Genomic DNA, 20,971 nt, shown 5'->3' on the forward strand with positions numbered 1-20,971 from the left:
ACTCAGAAACACTTCCATGCTTCTAAGTTTTTCTTCACTATTTTTGATGATAATTTAACTCATCTATTCAAATAATTGATAGTAGTCTGAAATCTTCATCTTAGCTTTTTCTTCTTTGTTGAGGTCCTGGATGATACGACCTTCTTTCATGACAATCAAACGATTTCCATACTTCAACGCATCCTCCATATGGTGGGTAATCATGAGGGCAGTCAGCTTATCTTTTGTGACAAATTCATCTGTTAACTCCATCAAGGCAACACTGGTCTTGGGGTCGAGGGCTGCTGTGTGTTCATCCAACAAGAGCAACTCTGGTCGCTTTAAGGTTGCCATCAAGAGACTCAAGGCCTGACGTTGACCACCTGATAGAAATTCAATCGGAGTGTCCAGATGTTTTTCAAGACCATTTCCAACCTTTTCAATGGTAGCCTGAAACTCTTCTCTATGACTTGATAATCTTCTAGGAAGAAGCCCTCTCTTCTCACCACGGAACTTGGCAATCAAGAGATTTTCCGCCACCGTCATACGGGGAGCCGTACCCATCTTAGGATCCTGAAAGACACGAGACAAATACTTAGCCCGCTTTTCAGGTGAAAAATGCGTCACGTCCTCGCCCATGATACGGATACTTCCACTTGTTAAAGGTAAGGTACCTGCAATCGTGTTAAAAAGCGTTGACTTCCCAGCTCCATTTCCCCCTAGGATGGTAATGAAATCATGTTCGAAAATTTCAAGAGAAACATCATTCAGAATGATTTTTTCCTCATCAAAGCCATTCGTGATGACTTTGGTAGCATTTTTTAATTCTACAATTGCTGTCATTTGCTAAACTTGACTCCTTTCAGGTATTTGCTTTTGAAGGTTGGAATCATGAGACAAACTGCCAAAATCAAGGCGCTGTATAAACGAAGATAACTTGTATTAAATCCAAGAGCAATCACTCCCCAGACGAGAAACTGATAAGCAATAGACCCCACGACAATGGTCATGAGTCGCTCTGCCAGGGTCAAACTCTTGAACAATACCTCACCAATAATCAAGCTAGCAAGCCCTACGACAATCACTCCAATTCCTCGAGAAACGTCTGCATATCCTTCTTGTTGAGCAATTAATGCCCCTGCAAGCGCGATAATCCCATTTGAGAGAACCAAACCCATGAGTTCCATACGACCCGTATTGATACCAAAGCTACGAGCCATATCAGGATTATCACCAGTAGCGATGTAGGCCTGACCTAGTTTGGTATCAAGGAAAAAGAGCATGAGACCAATTACAAGAGCTACAAAGATTAATCCAGTCAGGAGTTGATTGAGATCCGAATCAAAAGGCAAGGCATCTTGAATTTGCTTGGTCCCAAGAAGCCCCAAGTTCGCACGTCCCATAATCATGAGCATGATGGAATGGCAGGAAGTCATGACCAAAATCCCTGATAAGAGAGTTGGGATTTTTCCTTTGGTATATAAGAGACCTGTCGCCATTCCAGCTAGACAGCCCGCACCTACTGCAGCTAGGGTTGCTAAAACTGGGTTGACTCCCTGTGTTATCAAGGTTACAGCTACTGCTCCCCCAAGAGGAAAAGAACCTTCAGTAGTCATATCAGGGAAATTCAAAATTCGAAAAGTCATAAAGATTCCCAAACCTAAAATCGCCCAGACCATCCCCTGAGAAATAATGGATACTATCATAATCTTTCACTCATTTCTTTCTTTAGTAAAAATGGGAGGAGATGTGTCCAGCTCCTCCTTTATCTTTATTCAATCACTTGTCCTGCTTCATTTAGAACGGACTCAGGAATGGTGATACCAAGTTCCTGCGCTAGTTTTTTATTAATCACTGACTTACCAGTTGAAAAGACATTAACTGGCGTATCAGCTGGTTTTTCACCCTTCAAAACTTTAGCAATCATTTTACCAGTAGCCACACCAAGATCGTGTTGGTCAACTACTACAGATGCTAGTCCACCTGCTTCTACCATGGCAGTGGCACTTGGATAGATTGGCTTTTTAGCTGTTTGGTTGCTTGAAACAACTGTTGAAAATGCGGATGCAATAGTGTTGTCAATTGGAACCCAAATCGCATCGACCTTGCTGGTCATAACATTGACTGTTGAAGCAATTTCATTTGTTGATGGAACAGCAAATGTTTCGACTGTCAAACCTGCTTTTTCAGCATAAGCCTTGAATTCTTCTACCTGTGTTTTTGAGTTATCTTCGCTACTTGAGTAAAGAGCGCCGATTGTTTTGACATTTGGTGTGAGAGTTTTTATCAACTCTACTTGTTGTTCAGCAGGGTTGTGGTCTGATACCCCTGTGATGTTGCCACCTGGTTTTTTCAAATCTTTGACCAAGTTAGCACCGATTGGGTCTGTAATAGCAGCCATGATAACTGGTAGGTCTTTTGTAGCACTTGCGAGCCCTTGAGCTGCTGGTGTTGCAATCCCAACAACAACATCGTTTCCATTTGCTACCAATTGTTTACTCATGGTTGCAACCTTGCTCTGATCACCTTCAGAGTTCATAAAGTCGATTTTTACTTGATCGTCCTTATAGCCTTCTTCAGCTAGTCCATCTTGAATCCCTTGGTAAATCAAGTCCAAGGATGGGTGACTAACAAATTGAAGGACACCAACCTTAGCGACCTTTTGCTCTTCCTTAGTTGCTGGCTTGTTCATTGATGAATAAATCAAGCTAGCCACCACCAATACTGCTAATCCAGCGACAATTCCAATCAAACGTTTATTTTTCATTTTTCTTTCTCCTTAATTCTTTTACCTTAACTTTTTAAATTACATCATCAAGCGATGCCATCGTTTAAATTCCAATATCTTTCCTCCTAATAGAAAAAGTCCCCACACAAAAAACTTGTGTGAGGACGTCGATGCGCGGTGCCACCTCAATTATAGGGACTATCCCTATCGCTCTTTCTCGCATTCACGAGTTGCACTGTAAGGTGTGCTCACCGAATTTTTATGATTTCAAATTCTTAAGTACATTCAGCCCAATTTTCATCACTTTCATCTATCTGTTTCCACCAACCACAGACTCTCTAAAAAACTTCAATGATTACTTTCTGAATATTTAAATTATATCATTTTTCAACTACTTGTCAAGACTATTTTTAGAATTTTTTAAACAATTCAAAAACTTCCCCTTGAAAAAAGAGGAAGTTTGTAGAATATCAGCCTGAATTACGTAAACCAGTTGCAATTCCGTTAATGGTTGTATGGATCAGTTTTTCTTCGTCTGCCGACAATTCGCCGCGACGTTGACGTTTAATCAACTCCAACTGGATGTAGTTAAGGATATTAAAGTAAGGCATACGATAGTTTAGGCTGTCTTTTAGGTAAGAGTTTTCTGCTAAGAGTTCATCATAACCTTCGATAGCTAAAATAACATCCTTGGTTAACTGCCATTCATCTAAAATAGTGTAGTAGATAGCTTGCACTTCTTCGTCTTCACAGAGCTTGGCATATTCAAAGGCAATATTCATGTTAGACTTTGACAAGACCATGTCTACATTGGAAAGCAAAGATTGGAAGAAAGGCCAGTTTTGGTACATATCACGAAGAAACTCGATATTTTTCGGATCTTGATCAATAAACTCTTTAAAGCTTGATCCTACACCATACCATCCAGGGAACATGACACGGCTTTGTGACCATGAGAAGACCCAAGGGATAGCGCGCAAACCGCCAATTTCAGTGATGGTCTTACGAGCTGCTGGACGCGAACCGATATTGAAGCTTGAAATAGCCTTGATTGGGCTTGATTCAAAGAAATAGTCATAGAAATGTTCATTTCCAAAGACCAAGTCACGGTAGATATCGTAGCTGCGGTCCACTACTTGGTCCATGATGGCTTCGTAACGGTTTGATGTATTGGTATCACTCTTCTTCTTGGTAATCATACGGTTAATGGCTGCAGAAACCAACATTTCAAGGTTATAATAGGCAGCATCTTTGTTACCGTATTTGTTTCCAATCACTTCTCCTTGCTCAGTCAAACGGATACGGTCCTTAATAGACTTAAGTGGTTGAGATGTGATGGCTTCATAAGTTGGTCCACCACCACGACCCACAGTACCACCACGACCATGGAAGAAAGTGACTTTAACGCCAAATTCATCCCCAATAGCAGTCAGTTGTTGTTGCGCTTTATAGAGAGTCCAACATGATGATAGGTAACCACCGTCCTTGTTACTATCAGAGTAACCAAGCATGATTTCTTGGTAGTTGTCTTTTGAAGCAATCCATTTTTTAGCCAAAGGAAGAGAGAAATATCTTCTCATGGTTTCTTCTGAGTGATCCAAGTCCTCGATCGTTTCAAAGAGGGGAACAATCTGAACGCGGGCTTTTTGGGCATCCACCAAACCGACTTCCTTAAGCATAATGGCTAGCTCTAACATATCGGATACACTTGTTGCGTGAGAAATGATGGTTTGACGAATGACGTTTTCACCCAGTTTATCCTTCAACTTGCGGGCAGCTTTAAAGATAGACAGTTCCTTCTCAAGAAGTTCTGACTTTTGAGCATGAGTCGCTGAGAGGATACGAGGATCTTCTTCCAACTCTTTTAAGAGGAGGGTACATTTTTCGTCTTCAGAAAGGTCGCTATAGTGGTCGTTGATACCAGCTGATGCTAGCAATTCAGCCACACAGGCTTCGTGAACACTAGAATCCTGGCGCATGTCGATAGAGGCAAGATAGAAGCCAAAGATTTCAACTGCCTGCATCAACTCGACAAATTCTCCAGAAATCAGGTATTCCCCTTTGTTTTCAAGGAGAGAATCGCGAATCGCCAACAAATCTTGATAGAATTCATCTGCAGTGGCATATCTAGGCTGAAGTTCCTTGTCTTCAATGAGATAAGCCTTGGTTGCCTGCATCTTAGCTTGAATGTCAAAAAGAGCACGACGATAGAGTTCTTTTTCACGGTAAATGGAGTTATCTTGTGACTTCAGCGCCATCTCACGAACCTTGTCGCTGACATTCACGATGCTGGTTGACAGTGAAAATTCACGATAAAGATTATAAATCTTTTCATCATAGTAGTTCATGATGACTTCACACTGAGTCAAGGCTGATTTGTTGAGGGTTTCTGCAGTTACGAAAGGATTTCCATCACGGTCTCCTCCGATCCACATCCCCATGGTAATCGGTTTTGGATGTTGGAGATCGATACCTTGTTCTTTGGCCATTTTTTTATACTCAGCTGTCAAACGTGGAACAGCATTCAGGAAAGAACTTTGGTAGTACTCCATCACGTTGGTGATTTCGTTGGTTACTTTCAATTTCTTCTCACGAATCATGTCCGTTTGCATGATAATTTCAATGTAACGACGGAGATCTGTGTGCCATTTTTCTTTATTAATCAAGCCGAGTTTGACATCACGGTACTTGCGCAAGAGCGTATGGATATGGTTGGTCAAATCCAGCATACTCTTGCGTTGTACTTGCGTTGGATGGGCGGTCAAGACAGGAACGACATTTAACTTTTCTAAAATTTCAGCTGCATTTTCTTTTTCAGCTACCATCTTAATCGTTGTAGATAGTTTTCCTAGATAGTCTTGGTCCACATTGTTTTGGTGATTAATTTCATAGGCCAAATCCACATCCTCGGAGATATTAATCAAAAGTGGAAGGATAGAGAAATAGCGTGAAATGTAAATCATTTCTTCATTCGAAAGACTTGTCACTAGGTCATTGAGCCCTTGATAATCCTCGCTAGTTGATAATTCCTTTAACTGGATAATCTTTTCAAAGGTTTCTGGCGCCAGCATATTTTTTGTAATATCTTCTAATAGCTCAGTCAGAATCAAGACTTCTTCTTGGACAACTGCTTTATTACTATAGTTTTCTAATTTTTGAAGAGACATATACTTTCCTTTCCATTCAATCCTTACAGACTTTCATCGGTTTGATTCTCGTATTCTCTGATAAGTTTGGCACGTTTTTCGCTGGCATCAATGTTTAGTACAAGCGCGATGGCTACTGATAATACCAGGAGACTGTTCCCACCTTGTGAAAGGAAGGGGAAGGTTACCCCTGTAGAAGGAATCAATCCTGAAATCCCACCGATATTGACAAATACCTGAACAAGGATCATCCCTCCGACACCAATAGCAACCATGGAGTTAAAGGGATCCTTTGCTCGAATACCAACCAAGATGATTCGCAAAATCAAGAAGAAGAGTAGAGCCAAAATCATACTGGCTCCAACAAATCCAAACTCCTCGATGACAATCGAAAAGACAAAATCCGTATGGGCTTCTGGCAGATAACCACGCTTCTCGATAGAATTCCCTAGTCCCAGTCCGAACCAGCCTCCATTTACCATTGCATAGTAGGAATTTGCGAGCTGATGTCCTGCCCCCGCCAAATCATTAAAGGGATTGAAGAAGGCACTAAAACGTTTAGCAACGTAACCAAATACAGGAATTTGAGAGAACTTTTCAACCCCAACAAAGCGAATGACAGACAAGACTAACATTGAGCTCCCTGCCAAGAGAGCTAGAATGGTCGAGAACCAACGATAGGCAATCCCACTAACCGTATACATGATGAGCGCCACCAAGACCAAGATGGTCGCATTACCCAAGTCTGGAAAAATTCCCAAGCTACCAATCAGAACCAGCAGAACAAAACGCCAGTCGTTAAAAGCTCGAGGTAGCCACTGATTCTGTGTCAAAACCTGGAAGTCATAAACTGCAATCTCATCTTGTTCCTTTGAAAATCGATGTGCCAGGTAGCAGATGATGATAATCTTAAGGTACTCCGCAGGCTGAATCGTTACAGGTCCTACAGAAATCCATCCGTATGCTCCATTGACAGGTGTCCCGACCAGTCGCGCCAGAGCTAAAAGAACCATCTCCACAATCATTACGATAAAGATGAGACGCCCATTTCTTAGGAAACCTAATTTTAATTTATAGATTAAGGCAATCAGAATCAAACTAGCTATCCAGAAGATCCCCTGGTTACGCACCAATTGAAAGGCACTTTTTCCTTCTTCGATCAAGGTTGCACTCGTTGTCGAGTACACCACAATCAGTCCCAAAATCGATAAAAGGAAATAAGGAATCAAAATGGAATAGTTTAGTAGGTGCCTTTTACTAATTTTCATATTTCACCACTCTAATAGGAACAGACGCTTCTGTTCCCAATTCCGTTTTATTTTCTAGTTTTGATTGCTATTATACCACTTTTTCAGAAAGAAAAAAACTCTTATCCTTTAATCCTTCGAATTTTACTCATTTTCTAGTATCAGGTATAAAAAAACAAATCTCTTTTGAGATTTGTTTTTGCTTTCTTAGTTAGATGAAGAGCTGCTGCTTGAGCTTGAGTCACCACCACCGATGTATTGGGTGAAGATGTTTTGGAATGATTGGTCTTTAACCTTGATGTTTGCTGCTTGCAATTCTTTACCAATTACTCCTTGAACAAAGGCTGAATCATTTTGTTTTTGAGTCAAGATGATGGTCTTCAATTTTTCTTTGTAATCCTCTATATTAGAAGATTTTTCTGTTTTCTTCGTTACTTTGATGATGTAGAACTGACTGCTGTAGGCTTGTGTTCCAGTAGCTGTAATCACATCAGAAACCCCGTTCACATCCAAGGCAAAGGCTGCTTTCTTGACTTGTTCTGGAAGTTCTGTTGAAGCAGAGTCAAAAGTGATTTCTCCACCATTTTCTTTTGTTTTGTCGTCGTTAGAGTTGTCTTTTGCCAACTGAGCAAAATCCGCACCTTCTGCTTTAGCTTTCTCAAGTACTTCTTTTGCCTTGTCTTCATTGTCCATACGGATGATTTGAGCAGTTACATCTGGTGTGTACGCTTCAAAAGCCTTTTGGTAGGCTTCGTCTGTCAATTCGCTCTCAGCGGCCTTCTTAACCGCCAATTCAACCAATTTGCTAGTACGGATTTGAGCTTTACGAGTCTCAGGTGTCATACCTGCACGTTGAAGCACGCTGTTATAGCTATCACCGTATTTCTTTTGTTCTTCAGCAACGGCGTCATCCACATCTTTATCCGTTACCTCTGATCCATATTGTTGTTCGAATACTTTTTGGATAGTCATATTGAGCAAGACTTGTTGTGCGGTTGGATTGTTCTTTACTTCTTCAAAGAATTGATGTTCTGTAATCACATCGCCCTTCATGCTGATCAAATCTTTTCCTTCAGAACTGTTTGAACAAGCTGCAAGTGTTGCTACTGATAAAAGTGTGATGGCTCCTGCCATAAGTTTTTTCTTCATGTTTACTCCTTTTACGGTAAGTGTTACCTTATCTATTTTACTATAATTTCTTAAATTTTTCTGAAAATCATTCGCTCTCAGGAAGCTCTACTTCTGCTAGATTCTTTCGTATCATGAGAATGCCGTCCCCAAGTGGAACTAAAGTTGCTGTTAGACCTGGATTGTCCAAAGTTGCGTCGAAAAGTCTTTGCAAACCACGGTAAATGGTGCGTTGACCTCGGCGTACTTCCATGATATCCTTGGCAACATCTCCTCCTTGGAAAATATCATCCAAGACCACCACTCCACCGACTTCCAAATGTTTAAGAATTTCAGGCAGAAAGACGATATACTTGGACTTGGCCGAATCCATAAAGACAAAATCATAAGTTTCTGTCAGACTAGATAAAACATCGACTGCATCTCCCTCTAGGAGGGTGATTTGCTTACGACTGTCAAACTGGGCAAAGTTTTCCTTGGCAAAGCCTATCATCTCAGGATTACGGTCAATCGTTGTAATCTTGGCATTTGGCGCATGTTCCGCCATCAGGAGGGCAGAAAAGCCAATTGCCGTTCCAATTTCCAAAATATTCTTAGGCTGTATGGTCTCCATGAGAAATCGAAAATACACGACCGTTTCATGGGGAATAATGGGAATGTTTTCCTTACGAGCGAAGGTCTCCAATTCTTTCAGGGAGCCTGTCACCTGCTTTTGACGCTGGCGCATGAGTTCTACGATTTCTTCCTTGACGATGGGGCGACGCATATTGTGATTGGCATTTTTACTATAAGACTCTACCATCTTAAGCTAGTCCCAATTTTTCAACAAGGGCTTCAAACTCGTTCAAGCGACGTTCAAAGACTGCAAAGGCATCGTTGAGATAGTCTTCCTTCTCCATATCCACTCCTGCTTTTCTCATGACATTGAGTGGATAGTCAGATTTACCTGCCTTGAGGTAGTCGATATAGCGGTCACGATCTTCTTGACTACCATGGACAATCTTCTCAGCCAAGGCTGAAGCTGCTGCAAAACCTGTTGAATACTGATAAACATAGTAGTTATAGTAGAAATGCGGAATGCGTGCCCACTCGTATTGGATCTGAGGATTGTCTTCCTTGCTGAGTCCATAGTACTCTTGGTTCAGGTCAGCGTAGAGTTTATTGAGGAAATCACTTGTCAAGACTTCTCCATTTTGGTCTGCTTGGTGGATGGCATGTTCAAACTCAGCGAATTGAGTTTGACGGAAGACTGTTCCACGGAAACCGTCCAGGAAGTTATTGAGGATAGCAAAGCGTGTCGCATCGTCTTCTACTTCTTCCAATAATTTTTCTGTCAAGATATTTTCATTGGTCGTTGAGGCAATCTCCGCCAAGAAGATAGAATAATCTCCGTAAACATAAGGCTGGGTTTCACGAGTATAGCTTGAGTGCATACTGTGGCCTGTTTCATGAACAAGGGTAAAAAGATTATCTAGATTATCCTGCCAGTTGAGAAGCATAAAGGCATTGGTATCATAAGAACCACCAGAGTAGGCACCTGAACGCTTGCCTTGGTTTTCATAGACATCAATCCAACGCTCACTGAAGGCACGTTTAACACGGCTCAAGTAGTCGTCACCTAAAACTGCCAAAGCTTCTTCTGCCTTTTTCAAGGCTTCTTCGTAGGTAAAGCTATAATCTACTGAAGATAGTGGAGTGTAGACATCGTACATCTTGAGGTCGGAAATACCCAAGATTTTAGAACGAAGTTCTAGGTAACGATGCAAGAGTGGCAAATGCTTGCGAACTGCAGCTACTAGATTGTCATAGACACTTTCTGGAACAAAGTTTGCCGCGAGGGCTGCATGGCGAGCACTCTTATAGTTGCGAACTTTTGCTCGGTAGTTTTGCACCTTGACATTTGTTTGCAATGTCTTCGCATAAGTATGTTGGAATTGCTCGTAAGTCGCATAGAGGGCTTCATAGGCACCACGGCGCACTTCACGATTTTTAGATTCCATCAAGCGAGAATATGTTCCGTGAGAGAGCTGTACTTCCTTGCCTTCATCATCCAAGACGTATGGAAAGGTGATATCTGCATTGTCCAAAATAGCAAAGGTTTCACTAGCAGCGCCAAAAATTTCTCCTGCTCCAGCAAGCAATTCTTCCTCACGTTGCGAAAGAACATGGTCTTTCTTTTGCAAGAGCTTGTCAAAAAAGTGCTTGTAAACTTGGAGTTTTGGTTGAGCTTCTAGGAAGGCCGCATACTGCTCTTCGCTAATCTCCATAAACTCAGGTTCATAGAATGAAAAGGCTTGTTCTAACTGACTGTATAGGGTCATTGCCTTAGCATAGTACTCTTGATACTTGGCTTCACGCGTGTCCTGATCATTTTTCATATGCGCATAGACATAAAGCTTTTCAACTTGGCGTTCCAAGTCAAGTGAGAATTCTGTGATCTCAAGCAAACTGTCTGCGCTGTCCAAGAGATGCCCCTCATACTGGGCTGCTGTTTGTACTTTTTCAGTTAAATCTTTCAAGGCTTCTTCCCAAGCCTGGTCTGTTGGGTAGATTGTCGAAAGATCCCATGTATCTTTTTCATTTATTTCATGTCGTTGTAATACCATAAGATTCCTCCATCCTTTCTATTTTACCACATTTTTTGAGAAATATAAGTGATAAAAGGCTGGTGGATAGAGCTTTTGGCGATTATTTTTAGGATTTTTTTGATAGTAGGCCTGAAAATTTCTATAATAGCTAGTCAAATCCGTTTCAATCTGCAAAAAATCACCTGACTCTATCGGTCTGACCTGGGGATACCAGTCGTCCAGTTGACGGTTTAATAGATTGTCTCCTTGATGATAGGCCTCTTCTTGCTTCTTCATCCAGTAAGGCATTTGGTAGTACAACTGTTGGCGAATGTAGTGACAGATAGTTGAATCTTGAGAAACTGTAAGACTAGCTAGCTTTTGTTTTTGATAAGGAAATCGTAGAATTTCCAAGAGATTTCCTTGGCCATAGGGAAATTCCTTGACCTGAAAATGAAGTTTGCCACGTAGGTCCTGATGTAAAAGGTATTTAAGTCTCAAAACTTGCTTTTTGAGATCTAGTTCCCAAACATAGAATCCCATATTTTGACTAAAATAGAGAAATCCCCTTTGCAATTGTGTTAATCGCTCTTTTAACCAGAGTTTTTCTCCCAGTAACCAGATAACCTGATAGCCCTGGCTGCGGTATCCTTGACTTCTATCGCCTAGAAGCTTTTGAGACAAGGGACTGCACTGAACCTCAAGAGCTAGTTTTTCATTGACGAGAACATCTGCTATCTGCTGAATCGCAGGCAGACTATATTCTAAGGCGACCTGATTGTCCTTCTTGGCCCAGTGATAAAGGGCCTCTTTGTTACCCAAGTGTTCTGGACTTTCATTCTCAAAAATAGCCATACAATCTCTTAACCTTTCATGGGCAAAGTGCGTTCGAATCCTCGGTCCTTGGCGTAATCGTAGTCCACCACCACAGGCTGGACAAGTATAAGCTTGCTTGGTAACATCTTTTTCGAGGGCATTCACCAATTTCCCCTTGGCATCTCTGGCTACAAACATGGTCTACCTCCTTTTCTCATTTATTCGAAAAAGAAAGAAAAAAAGACTGGAATCCCAGCCTTTCATGATATTATTTCTTATCTTTTTTGTCTCTTAGAATATTTTTTTAGCATGGGAATGAGATTGGGAATCTGCTCACTTCTAATGACCAGCACGCCGTATTCCTGGCAGCGATTGGCATAAGCAGGATTGATTTTCCCCGTACAGACAATTAACTTGAGGTAACTCTCCCCGGCAAAATGATTGGCATAGACTTCTAGTTCGTTGATGGCTTCAACAGATAAATCTGTCATCTTGCAGGAGATAAAGGTAATTGAGCGCCCCTTTCTCAGAATGACATCAATCTCATTTTGAACATTGTCTGCCTCTGGAAAGATGCCATTCCAATCAATCTCACCGCCTATCATGCACTCATCAAACAGCTGCGATTCAAGTGCCAAGAGATAGAGATATACCTCTAAAATATGCCCCTTGTTGCGGCAAAAGACCTGAGCTTCTTGACTTGGAAAGCTGTATGCTACTCGTTTCTTGTCCTCACTTTCAATACAAAGCATCCCCGCTTCCACAAGTAAAGGAATGAGGGATTCTGGATAGTGATAATACCTGCCGTTGTTTTCCAGTATTTTTTCGGTATCAGCATGCAGGTCATTGGTCTTAGCTAGAGAGAAAAATTGGGTCACTTGATACCAGTGGGCAGGGTTGGCAATGGCAGAACTGGCTAGTTTTTTGACGGCTGCAATTTGCTGAGCTGAGTGGATAGGGCGTTTTGATTTGAGCATTTTTCCGCCACGCAAGGCGATCAGCTGTTGGATGCTTAGGGTTGGAATGTCTAGGTCTTCTTTTTCTAACTGACCAGCCACCCACTTGTATTGTTTTCCTCGTTCGACATCCATGGCTACGATGGGGAGGTGGCGATCCAAGCCGTATTGATAGAGAGATAAGGCTAGTAGCGAATCCCCACCAAAAACATCAAGAAGAACCTGGTCATAGCCTGCTAGACAATAATCTAACTGGTCTGCTAGTTGTTCTAAGGATAACTGACGAAAGGTCACTCGTTGAATATGAGGTACCTCTTCCATGATAAACTGACGGAGAGAGAGCTTCTCTTCATTGCTTATTTTCGTCAAAGATAGAAAAAGAATCTCGTCACAATCACTGATAAAGGCTTGGTAGACATTCTTTTCCAATACATGCCGATCATACAATTCCACCAAAAGACTCGTCATTCGACCACCTCCATCATAAAGACTTTCTTGCGCTGAGAGTATCGGCAATACAGCCCTACTACTCAGATTTCCTACTTCTAGTATAGCATAAAATCCTGCTTGCCCCAATCAACCAACGCAAACAAAAACGAATAGAAACCTTGCAAAGTAGTTTCTATTCGCTGGTATAGGTTTGATTTACTTGATCTTTTTAGCTAACATGGTCGCAAAGCGTAGTTGAATACGATTGCCATTTTCATCACGACGGTGCAGATGTCCTGGGTTTTCATTATACTTGATCAATTCCCAATCCTTGTAGTAGTCCGCCAACTCCCCTTCTTTAAAGGTGAATGGGAAATTAACCGAGCAAGGATAATCCTCTGTATCCATGGCACAGACGATAAGATTGTAACCACCGACCGTGGTGTGCTCCTGCATATTTTGGATAATAGCTGGAATGCGGTCCGCTTGTAGGAACATCAGAACAACTGTCGATACGATGAAATCATAGGCTTGGCTAATGCTGGCTGAATTGATATCATAAAGTCCGACAGGCATGTCGAGATCCTCTTGCTCTACGATGCTTTGCAAGATTTCAAGGGACAATTCATTTTGATCAACAGCTGTCACATCAAAACCATTCTGTGCGAGAAAGAGAGAGTTACGCCCCTGACCACAACCCAAATCCAAGGCTTTCCCCGGTTTCACCGTCTGCATAGCTTCTAGGACCTCTGAGTGGACTGGATTGGTATTGTATTTCTTAGGGAAATAATCCTCAGGTTTACAATAAAATTCCAAGTACCACTCTACATCGTCTGTCGCAGCCTCCACTCGGTGCCAGGCTTGTGGTTGCGCCATAGGATTGTCAGCTCCTGCCTCAAAGAGGTACTCAGCTAGAACCTCACCATCTTCTGTCAGCTCAATAAACTTGAGAGCACCCTTCAAGACAGTAATTTTTCCCCAAGTGCCGACTTTAGTATTGTGCTTTTGCTGGACAGCTTCAGGCATGGTTTGTTTATTCCACAAGGGCATCCGTTTATAGGCAATTAATTTTTCCATTTTACTTCCTCTTCTTAACGCTGGTTGACAGCTTTCATCACACGCGCGATGTCGCGGTTTTGGTCACGACGCTTGATCGACTCCCGTTTGTCATAGTCATGTTTCCCTTTAGCAAGTCCTAAAAGGAGTTTAGCATAACCATCTTTGATATAGACTTTAAGGGGAACAAGGGTCATTCCTGTCCCTTTGGTCTCTTGTTCCAATTTTTGAATTTGCTTCTTATGGAGCAGAAGTTTGCGACGTCGTTCCGGTTCCTGGTTCCAGATATTGCCCTCTTCGTAAGGGGCGATATGGACATTGCTCAGCCAGACTTCCCCATTTTTTACTTGAGCAAAGCCGTCCTTGAGATTGATTCGAGCAGCTCGAACGCTCTTGATTTCAGTTCCGGTCAGGACCATTCCTGCCTCTAGCGTATCTACGATTGTATAGTCGTGGTGCGCTTTTTTATTTTGTGCGACGACCTTTCCCTCGCCCTTTGCCATGCTTGGCTCCTTTCTTAGCTACTTCCTTGTAAAAAGGGTTCTTCCCCTTTTTCTTCTTGTCTTTTTGTGAATGCTTGTGCTTATCATTTGAGCGCCCTGATTTTCTCTTGTCTTCCTTCTTATCCGAACGACGACTTGAACCACGACCTCTGTCTTTGCGCCCAGCTTGTTTCAAGCCTTTTTCAATCACATCAAACTCACTTGGGATATAAGAGAAGTCAATTTCACCTGTCATCTTATCCGCTCTTTCAACCCGAATGCGAATCTGCTGTCCTACACGGAAAGTTATGCCCGATTTCTCCCCACGGAGTGTCAAGTCACGCTCGTTGAAATGATAAAATTCAGGCAAATTAGTAATGTGAATCAAGCCTTCAACTGTATTTGGCAATTCGACAAAGAGACCGAATTTGACGATGCTGGATACAACCGCATCATACTCTTCGCCCACGTATTCTTCCATGTACTCAGCCTTTTTCATAGCTTCGACTTCACGCTCTGCCTCGATGGCACGACGTTCACGGTTGGAAGACTGGGTTGCAATCTCTGGAATCACTTGCTCAAAATGCTCTGCTATTTCCTTGGAACGGCCGTAATCCCGAATCATACGGTGGACAAGGAGATCTGGATAACGGCGAATCGGACTGGTAAAGTGAGTATAATAATCAGCAGCAAGACCATAGTGACCGTGATTGTGCTCTGAATAGCGAGCTTGTTGCATGGAGCGGAGAAGCATCATGGACAATACATCCGCATAAGGCTCTCCCTCAACAGCACGCATGATATCTTGAAGCGCCTCTTGGCTAATCTCACTGGCAGTCCCATAAATCCGCAAACCAAAGCTTGAAGCATAGTCAATAAACTTCTGAACTTTTTCTGCCTTAGGCTCCTCATGAATCCGATAGATAAAAGGTAGGTCCAGCTTGCTAAAGTGCTCGGCAACTGTTTCGTTAGCAATCAACATGAAGGACTCGATCATCCGCTCAGCAACGCCGCGTTGACGGAGGACAATATCCACAGGCTTGCCTTTTTTATCCACCAAAATCTTAGCTTCGTTGGTATCAAAATTCAGGGCACCACGTTTCTCACGCATGTTTTCTAGCCTTTCATGAAGCTTGGCCATGAGCTCGATACTAGGAACAATTTTCTTAAACTCTTGTCTCTTTTCCTCATCGCCAGCTAGGATATCATTAACAGCGCTATAGGTCATACGAAAACTAGTCTTGATAACCGTTTGGGTAATGGTGTAATTAACCACACGACCATGTTTATCAATCTCCATAATGGCAGACTGGGTCAAGCGATCTACTTGAGGATTGAGAGAGCAGATGCCATTTGACAGTCGTTCTGGTAGCATAGGTACTACACGGTCTGTCACATAGACAGAAGTTGCCCGGTTAAGGGCTTCCTTGTCAAGGGCAGAGCCCTCAGTCACATAGTAGGAAACATCCGCGATGTGAACTCCGAGTTCGATATTGCCATTTTTCAAAGGCTTGATGTGAACTGCATCGTCCAAGTCCTTGGCATCCGCGCCGTCAATGGTAAAGGTAAGCTCATCTCTCAAATCAAGACGCCCCTCCATATCCTTTTCTGAAGGAGCATCAGGCACACTTTCCGCCTCCTTGAGAACAGCCGCTGGAAATTCAGAGACAATATCCATAGACTCCAAAACTTCAAGGACATCAATCCCAGCATCAGTAGAGTGACCCACTACATCCAGTACACTAGCGACAAAGAAATCGTGTTTTCTACTTGGGTATTTGTCGATAAAGACCTTGAGAACTTCCGTTCCCTCTAGTTTAAGAGCTGGTTTCTTCACATAAATCGGTTGGCTGATTTTCTGATTCTTTGAACGAATGTAGCCAGCATACTTAGGTTTTTCCTGATCCAGAACGATTTGCCCGACAACTGTCGTCAGGCTATGCTCTAGAATATCGATAATTTTGGCTTCTGCAGCAGTTCCCTTGTTACGGTCAGCGACTTTCTTAATCACGACCTCTACGGTATCACCATCAATGGCATAGTTGACATCGTTTTTTCCTACAAAAAGGTCGTCCTCTTCGCCTTCCAGGCTGACAAAGCCAAACCCATTTTTATGGGCATGAAAAACCCCTTTGAGGGTGATTTCATGTTTCTTCTTCTGGTCCAAGGTAAGGCTTCCATCTTCTCCAAATCGAATCTGGTGCTTTCTTTCCATTAGAGACAGGGTCTTAATCAACTCACGGAAATCCTTGGATCCATCCTTTCCGAGAACCTGAGCTAGGTCATTTACCGTCACTCGCCCCTTCTCTTGCAAATATTCTTTAATTTTATCTTTCATGTTTTCTTTCTAGATTTTTTAATTTTCTGTTACTGTAAGACCTTTTCAAACATCATTTAATACTTAATAAAAATAAAAAGAGGCTAAGACCTAGTCTCGCCCATTTCTTATCTACTTGATAATACCGTCAATGCTAAGGCAATGGCTAGCCAGAAAAAGACTAAAATACCTGTCAAACGTTGCATCACAGCTTCAAAACCACGCGCTTTACTACGTTCAAACAAATCACCTGAGCTGGCATCAAATACATTGCTGGATTGGTTTTTAGTTGGTTGCATGAAAATCGCAATCACAATCACAACAGATAATACTAATAAAATGGTTAATAATAGGTTATACATATCAAACTCCTTAAAATCCCTATTATTTTACCATAAATTCTACTTAGATTCAAGATGTAAAGTTACTTTTCTTTCCTTTGGACAATATTTTAACACCTCAATCTTGTCTGGATGAGTTTTGGAGTTCTTACTGGTTAGATAATTCATGCTGCCACAAGAGGAGCACTTGAGATTGATTTTTACTCGCACTAGATTTCCTTTACTTTTAATAATGATCTAAATTGCACTATGTTACATAAACAACTGAAAGCTACACAGGCTGCTGTCGCATAAAAGACAGCATGATAGCCCAAATATCCTGCAACTGCGGATCCCGCCATAGGTCCAATCACTCCACCGAGGTAAAAAAAGACTTGGTTGAAGGCGAAAATCCTTGAAATACCTGATTTTGGAGTCATTTTGCTGAGAAGGGCATTGACTCCCGGTATGAGAGCTCCCGTTCCCAAACCAAAGAGAAAACGATACAAGCCAAGTTGAAGGGGGCTGGTCGCATGGGCACAAAGAAGGTAAATGATAACGGAATAAATCTGTGCTGTGACCAACAATCTATGATTCCCTACCTTATCGCCAAGTTTTCCTAGAATTCCAGCACTCATCATGCTAGAAAATCCCATGCTGGATACGATCAATCCTGATATAAATAGGAGATTTTCGGACTGCCCTAAGTCCCGCACATAGAGAGCTAGAATGGGACCAATTGATTGAGCTGAAAATTGAATGACAAAGCTCGTCAAAAATAGGTTTACTAAAAGCCTAGGATACTTGAAAGAAGAAAATACTTCTTTCGTTGGGATAGCCTTCTCCTTAGCCACTGGTTGAAAATCTTCCTTGATAAAGAAAATAGTCAGGATTGCAGCTAAAAATAGGAAAGCACCCACCAATAAAAAGACATTGCGAATGCCAAAAATTTCAGCAATAAAGCCTCCAACAAAGGGACCCGTCAGTGTTCCTGCAACAACTCCTGTAGATAGAGTCCCCAGAGCCGCTCCAGACTTATCTTTGGGTACCTGACTAGCAATCAAGGCCGTTGCATTGGGGACAAAACCAGTAAATACACCATTGAGCAAGCGCAGAAAGAGTAGCCAATAGATATTGGGTACGAAGGCCAAACCTCCCATAGTGATGGTCATGGCAAGACCTGCTCGAATCATCATGGGCTTTCGTCCATATTTGTCAGCAAGAATACCCCAGATGGGAGAAACTAGAGCTGCTGAAACAGCCGAGACCGAGATGGCTAATCCAGCATAGAAAGTTACTTGATTTCTTTCGATTCCCAACTGCTCTACAAAGATAGGCATAAAAGGAACGACCAAGGAAATGCTGGCGCCCGTTAAAAAACTACCAAACCAGGCGACACGAAGATTCTCTTTCCAACTAATCTCTTGCACAGCTGTCGCCTCCTTCAAGTAACTTCACTACTTGACCCACAAGCTGATCACGACTGCCATTGTTATCTAATATATGACTTGCCAATTTTTTCTTTTCTTCTAAAGACCACTGGGCGGAAAGACGCGACTCGGCGACTTCCTTAGAAAGATGATCCCGTTTCATGAATCGTTCCAATTGGATATCATAGTCCACATAGACCAGCCACGTTTCATCAAACCAAGCACTGTAGCCCTGTTCAAAAAGCAGGGGAATATCCATGAAAAAAATCGCTTCTGTCTGAATCAACTGGTCTCGCAATGCAGCCAATTCCTCACGAATAATCTCTCCTTGTGTTTGTTTAGACCATTCCTGCTCCTCAGGATTTGAAAAGATGAGACTAGCCAGGAGAGGGCGATTGAGTTCTCCATTTTCAAGGATGATTTTCTGCCCAAAGTGCTGAACTAAGAGCTGATAAAGACGACCACCAGGTTTTTGTAGCTGGTGGACGACTGCGTCAGCATCAACCACTTGAAAACCTTGCTCTCTTAGGAAATTTGTCACAGTTGACTTACCTGAGGCAATTCCTCCTGTGATTCCAATGATTTTTCCCATTAGCCCCTCCTTTGACACTGAGGACAAAAATGAGTTCCCCTTCCACCGAGCTGGAATTTCTCAATGAGGGTGCCACAGCGTGAACATGCTTGACCAGCCTTATCATAGACCTGATGAAAATCCTGCATGGTTCCATCTTCCCCAAAGGCATTGGTATAGGTCCGAATGGTAGAGCCACCCTTTTCAACAGCCTGCCCCAAAACAGCAATGGTCTGGTCATGAATAGCTGACGCTTCTGCTGCTGTCAAAGTTTGCGAAGGTCTTGCTGGATGAACCTGAGCTCGCCAGAGGACCTCATCTACATAGATATTGCCAAGGCCAGCTACCAAGGTCTGGTCTAAAAGGTGAGATTTGATAGGCTTCTTAGATTTGGCTAGGGCAGCTTGAAAGACCTGCAAATCAAAATCCTGCTCTTTTGGCTCAGGACCTAGTTTCTTAGAAATAAAGTAGGCGTCCAAAAGGTCGGGTGCCAGCAGTTCCATAGTACCAAACTTGCGTACGTCCTCATATACAAGAGTGCCGCCATCCTCAAAATGGAAGAAAACATGGGCGTGTTTACGTTCTGGAACTTGGTCTGGATAGTAAAAATACTTGCCCTCCATCCGCAAATGAGAAATCAAGACCTTGTTTGTTAGGTAAAAAAGCAAATATTTTCCACGGCGCCCCACGGACTCAATTACTTGGCCAGGCACTTCCCTTTGAAACTCATCCAAATCTGTCTTGATCATCTTAGGATAAGCAATCTCTATACTCGAAATCTTCTTTCCCAAAATCAATTTTTCTAAGCCACGACGAACGGTTTCAACCTCTGGTAATTCAGGCATAAATCCTCCTTCTGTAAAAACAAGAAGCAGGCATGAGCCCACCTCTACTTAGTATTCTTTTTCATTATAGCCAAAGTCAGCCAAATCTAGCTTTTTATCACGCCAGTTTTTCTTGACCTTGACCCAAGTTTCTAGGAAGACCTTGTCTCCTAGCATGAGTTCGATATCACGACGAGCCATGGTCCCAATTTTCTTGAGCATGGCGCCACCTTTTCCGATGATGATACCCTTTTGGCTATCACGCTCAACCATAATAGTAGCTCGGATATGAACCTTGTCGGTCTCTTCATCACGCTTCATAGAGTCAACCACTACTGCAACTGAGTGAGGGATTTCTTCACGCGTTAGGTGCAAGACTTTCTCACGAATCATTTCTGAAACCAAAAAACGCTCAGGATGATCTGTGATTTGATCAGATGGGAAATACTGGAAACCTTCCTCTAGATTTTCACTCAAAATATCGATTAGTCGAGAAACGTTATTTCCCTGAAGGGCTGAGATCGGAACAATCTCCTTAAAGTCCATCTGGTTACGGAAGTCATCAATCTGAGACAAAAGCTGATCTGGGTGGACCTTGTCAATCTTATTCACCACCAGAATCACAGGAACCTTGGCAGCTTTCAGACGCTCGATAATCATATCGTCACCCTTACCACGTGGCTCATCAGCTGGCACCATGAATAGAACAGTATCTACTTCACGAAGGGTGCTATAAGCAGATTCCACCATGAAATCTCCAAGAGCTGTTTTTGGCTTGTGAATCCCAGGTGTATCGATAAAGACGATTTGCTCCTTATCTGTGGTGTAAATCCCCATGATTTTATTGCGCGTTGTCTGCGCCTTGTCACTCATGATAGCAATCTTTTGCCCCATGACGTGATTCAAAAAGGTTGACTTCCCAACATTGGGACGTCCTAAAATGGCTACAAAGCCTGATTTAAATGTCATAATTTC

General features: G+C 42.4%; 19 protein-coding genes and 1 other annotated feature. All 19 genes read right to left on the reverse strand.

Features of this window, described 5'->3' with window-relative positions; genetic code table 11:
* Positions 1–63: 63 nt before the first annotated feature.
* The 19 genes from SOR_RS05670 to era all read right to left on the reverse strand — a co-directional run bounded on the left by SOR_RS05670 (position 64) and on the right by era (position 20,965).
* Complete coding sequence (locus tag SOR_RS05670; RefSeq protein ID WP_000125423.1) at positions 64–822, reverse strand: ABC transporter ATP-binding protein; 759 nt, start codon at positions 820–822, stop codon at positions 64–66.
* Positions 819–1,685, reverse strand: coding sequence for an ABC transporter permease (locus SOR_RS05675; RefSeq protein ID WP_000637259.1), 867 nt, complete (start codon positions 1,683–1,685; stop codon positions 819–821). The genes SOR_RS05670 and SOR_RS05675 overlap by 4 nt, the downstream gene beginning before the upstream one ends.
* Positions 1,686–1,750: 65 nt before the next feature.
* Positions 1,751–2,746, reverse strand: a complete 996-nt coding sequence (gene trpX / locus SOR_RS05680; protein WP_000792185.1) for a tryptophan ABC transporter substrate-binding protein — start codon at positions 2,744–2,746, stop codon at positions 1,751–1,753.
* 118 nt (positions 2,747–2,864) lie between these two features.
* Positions 2,865–3,081: a binding site (T-box leader), on the reverse strand.
* Between the two features lie 96 nt (positions 3,082–3,177).
* Positions 3,178–5,874: a phosphoenolpyruvate carboxylase gene (gene ppc, locus SOR_RS05685; RefSeq protein WP_000058161.1), complete on the reverse strand. Its 2,697-nt coding sequence runs from the start codon at positions 5,872–5,874 to the stop codon at positions 3,178–3,180.
* 23 nt (positions 5,875–5,897) lie between these two features.
* Positions 5,898–7,121 carry a cell division peptidoglycan polymerase FtsW gene (ftsW, locus tag SOR_RS05690; RefSeq protein WP_000703341.1) on the reverse strand — a complete coding sequence of 408 codons (1,224 nt, stop codon included), beginning with the start codon at positions 7,119–7,121 and terminating at the stop codon, positions 5,898–5,900.
* Between the two features lie 186 nt (positions 7,122–7,307).
* Positions 7,308–8,249 (reverse strand): peptidylprolyl isomerase PrsA, encoded by a 942-nt coding sequence (gene prsA, locus SOR_RS05695; protein WP_000728079.1) that lies wholly within the window; start codon positions 8,247–8,249, stop codon positions 7,308–7,310.
* A gap of 67 nt (positions 8,250–8,316) precedes the next feature.
* Positions 8,317–9,030, reverse strand: coding sequence for an O-methyltransferase (locus SOR_RS05700; protein WP_000230397.1), 714 nt, complete (start codon positions 9,028–9,030; stop codon positions 8,317–8,319).
* Between the two features lies 1 nt (position 9,031).
* The gene (pepF, locus tag SOR_RS05705) at positions 9,032–10,834 is read right to left on the reverse strand and encodes an oligoendopeptidase F (protein ID WP_000244093.1); all 1,803 of its coding nucleotides are present in this window, start codon (positions 10,832–10,834) and stop codon (positions 9,032–9,034) included.
* 18 nt (positions 10,835–10,852) lie between these two features.
* Positions 10,853–11,809: a competence protein CoiA gene (locus SOR_RS05710; RefSeq protein WP_000495872.1), complete on the reverse strand. Its 957-nt coding sequence runs from the start codon at positions 11,807–11,809 to the stop codon at positions 10,853–10,855.
* 77 nt (positions 11,810–11,886) lie between these two features.
* Positions 11,887–13,035 carry a PDDEXK family nuclease gene (locus SOR_RS05715; RefSeq protein ID WP_000202637.1) on the reverse strand — a complete coding sequence of 383 codons (1,149 nt, stop codon included), beginning with the start codon at positions 13,033–13,035 and terminating at the stop codon, positions 11,887–11,889.
* Between the two features lie 177 nt (positions 13,036–13,212).
* Complete coding sequence (gene tehB / locus SOR_RS05720) at positions 13,213–14,073, reverse strand: SAM-dependent methyltransferase TehB (protein ID WP_000413067.1); 861 nt, start codon at positions 14,071–14,073, stop codon at positions 13,213–13,215.
* Positions 14,074–14,087: 14 nt separating this feature from the next.
* A complete protein-coding gene (smpB, locus tag SOR_RS05725) occupies positions 14,088–14,555 on the reverse strand; it encodes an SsrA-binding protein SmpB (protein WP_001051740.1) in 468 nt (155 codons plus the stop codon).
* Positions 14,518–16,872: a ribonuclease R gene (gene rnr, locus SOR_RS05730; RefSeq protein WP_000653285.1), complete on the reverse strand. Its 2,355-nt coding sequence runs from the start codon at positions 16,870–16,872 to the stop codon at positions 14,518–14,520. The genes smpB and rnr overlap by 38 nt, the downstream gene beginning before the upstream one ends.
* Positions 16,873–16,979: 107 nt before the next feature.
* On the reverse strand, positions 16,980–17,213 hold the full coding sequence (secG, locus tag SOR_RS05735) for a preprotein translocase subunit SecG (protein ID WP_000282517.1): 234 nt from the start codon (positions 17,211–17,213) through the stop codon (positions 16,980–16,982).
* A 39-nt stretch (positions 17,214–17,252) separates the two neighbouring features.
* Complete coding sequence (gene rpmG, locus SOR_RS05740; RefSeq protein WP_007519517.1) at positions 17,253–17,402, reverse strand: 50S ribosomal protein L33; 150 nt, start codon at positions 17,400–17,402, stop codon at positions 17,253–17,255.
* Positions 17,402–18,601 carry a multidrug efflux MFS transporter gene (locus SOR_RS05745; RefSeq protein WP_001156306.1) on the reverse strand — a complete coding sequence of 400 codons (1,200 nt, stop codon included), beginning with the start codon at positions 18,599–18,601 and terminating at the stop codon, positions 17,402–17,404. Before SOR_RS05745 ends, rpmG begins: the two co-directional genes overlap by 1 nt.
* Positions 18,588–19,193 carry a dephospho-CoA kinase gene (gene coaE / locus SOR_RS05750; protein WP_000516173.1) on the reverse strand — a complete coding sequence of 202 codons (606 nt, stop codon included), beginning with the start codon at positions 19,191–19,193 and terminating at the stop codon, positions 18,588–18,590. The genes SOR_RS05745 and coaE overlap by 14 nt, the downstream gene beginning before the upstream one ends.
* The gene (mutM, locus tag SOR_RS05755; RefSeq protein WP_001114614.1) at positions 19,193–20,017 is read right to left on the reverse strand and encodes a DNA-formamidopyrimidine glycosylase; all 825 of its coding nucleotides are present in this window, start codon (positions 20,015–20,017) and stop codon (positions 19,193–19,195) included. The genes coaE and mutM overlap by 1 nt, the downstream gene beginning before the upstream one ends.
* A 48-nt stretch (positions 20,018–20,065) precedes the next feature.
* On the reverse strand, positions 20,066–20,965 hold the full coding sequence (era, locus tag SOR_RS05760; protein ID WP_000143281.1) for a GTPase Era: 900 nt from the start codon (positions 20,963–20,965) through the stop codon (positions 20,066–20,068).
* Between the last annotated feature and the right edge of the window lie 6 nt (positions 20,966–20,971).

The sequence above is a fragment of the Streptococcus oralis Uo5 genome (assembly GCF_000253155.1).
Taxonomy (GTDB): Bacteria; Bacillota; Bacilli; order Lactobacillales; family Streptococcaceae; genus Streptococcus; species Streptococcus oralis_L.

Bases quoted from the DNA above. Each gene is read 5' to 3' on its own strand.
- rnr (WP_000653285.1), bottom strand. From the start codon at position 16,872: ATGAAAGATAAAATTAAAGAATATTTGCAAGAGAAGGGGCGAGTGACG.
- mutM (WP_001114614.1), bottom strand. From the start codon at position 20,017: ATGCCTGAATTACCAGAGGTTGAAACCGTTCGTCGTGGCTTAGAAAAA.
- smpB (WP_001051740.1), bottom strand. From the start codon at position 14,555: ATGGCAAAGGGCGAGGGAAAGGTCGTCGCACAAAATAAAAAAGCGCAC.
- prsA (WP_000728079.1), bottom strand. From the start codon at position 8,249: ATGAAGAAAAAACTTATGGCAGGAGCCATCACACTTTTATCAGTAGCA.
- secG (WP_000282517.1), bottom strand. From the start codon at position 17,213: ATGTATAACCTATTATTAACCATTTTATTAGTATTATCTGTTGTGATT.
- ftsW (WP_000703341.1), bottom strand. From the start codon at position 7,121: ATGAAAATTAGTAAAAGGCACCTACTAAACTATTCCATTTTGATTCCT.
- coaE (WP_000516173.1), bottom strand. From the start codon at position 19,193: ATGGGAAAAATCATTGGAATCACAGGAGGAATTGCCTCAGGTAAGTCA.
- trpX (WP_000792185.1), bottom strand. From the start codon at position 2,746: ATGAAAAATAAACGTTTGATTGGAATTGTCGCTGGATTAGCAGTATTG.
- tehB (WP_000413067.1), bottom strand. From the start codon at position 14,073: ATGGAAAAATTAATTGCCTATAAACGGATGCCCTTGTGGAATAAACAA.
- SOR_RS05675 (WP_000637259.1), bottom strand. From the start codon at position 1,685: ATGATAGTATCCATTATTTCTCAGGGGATGGTCTGGGCGATTTTAGGT.
- SOR_RS05700 (WP_000230397.1), bottom strand. From the start codon at position 9,030: ATGGTAGAGTCTTATAGTAAAAATGCCAATCACAATATGCGTCGCCCC.
- pepF (WP_000244093.1), bottom strand. From the start codon at position 10,834: ATGGTATTACAACGACATGAAATAAATGAAAAAGATACATGGGATCTT.
- SOR_RS05710 (WP_000495872.1), bottom strand. From the start codon at position 11,809: ATGTTTGTAGCCAGAGATGCCAAGGGGAAATTGGTGAATGCCCTCGAA.
- SOR_RS05670 (WP_000125423.1), bottom strand. From the start codon at position 822: ATGACAGCAATTGTAGAATTAAAAAATGCTACCAAAGTCATCACGAAT.
- ppc (WP_000058161.1), bottom strand. From the start codon at position 5,874: ATGTCTCTTCAAAAATTAGAAAACTATAGTAATAAAGCAGTTGTCCAA.
- era (WP_000143281.1), bottom strand. From the start codon at position 20,965: ATGACATTTAAATCAGGCTTTGTAGCCATTTTAGGACGTCCCAATGTT.
- SOR_RS05715 (WP_000202637.1), bottom strand. From the start codon at position 13,035: ATGACGAGTCTTTTGGTGGAATTGTATGATCGGCATGTATTGGAAAAG.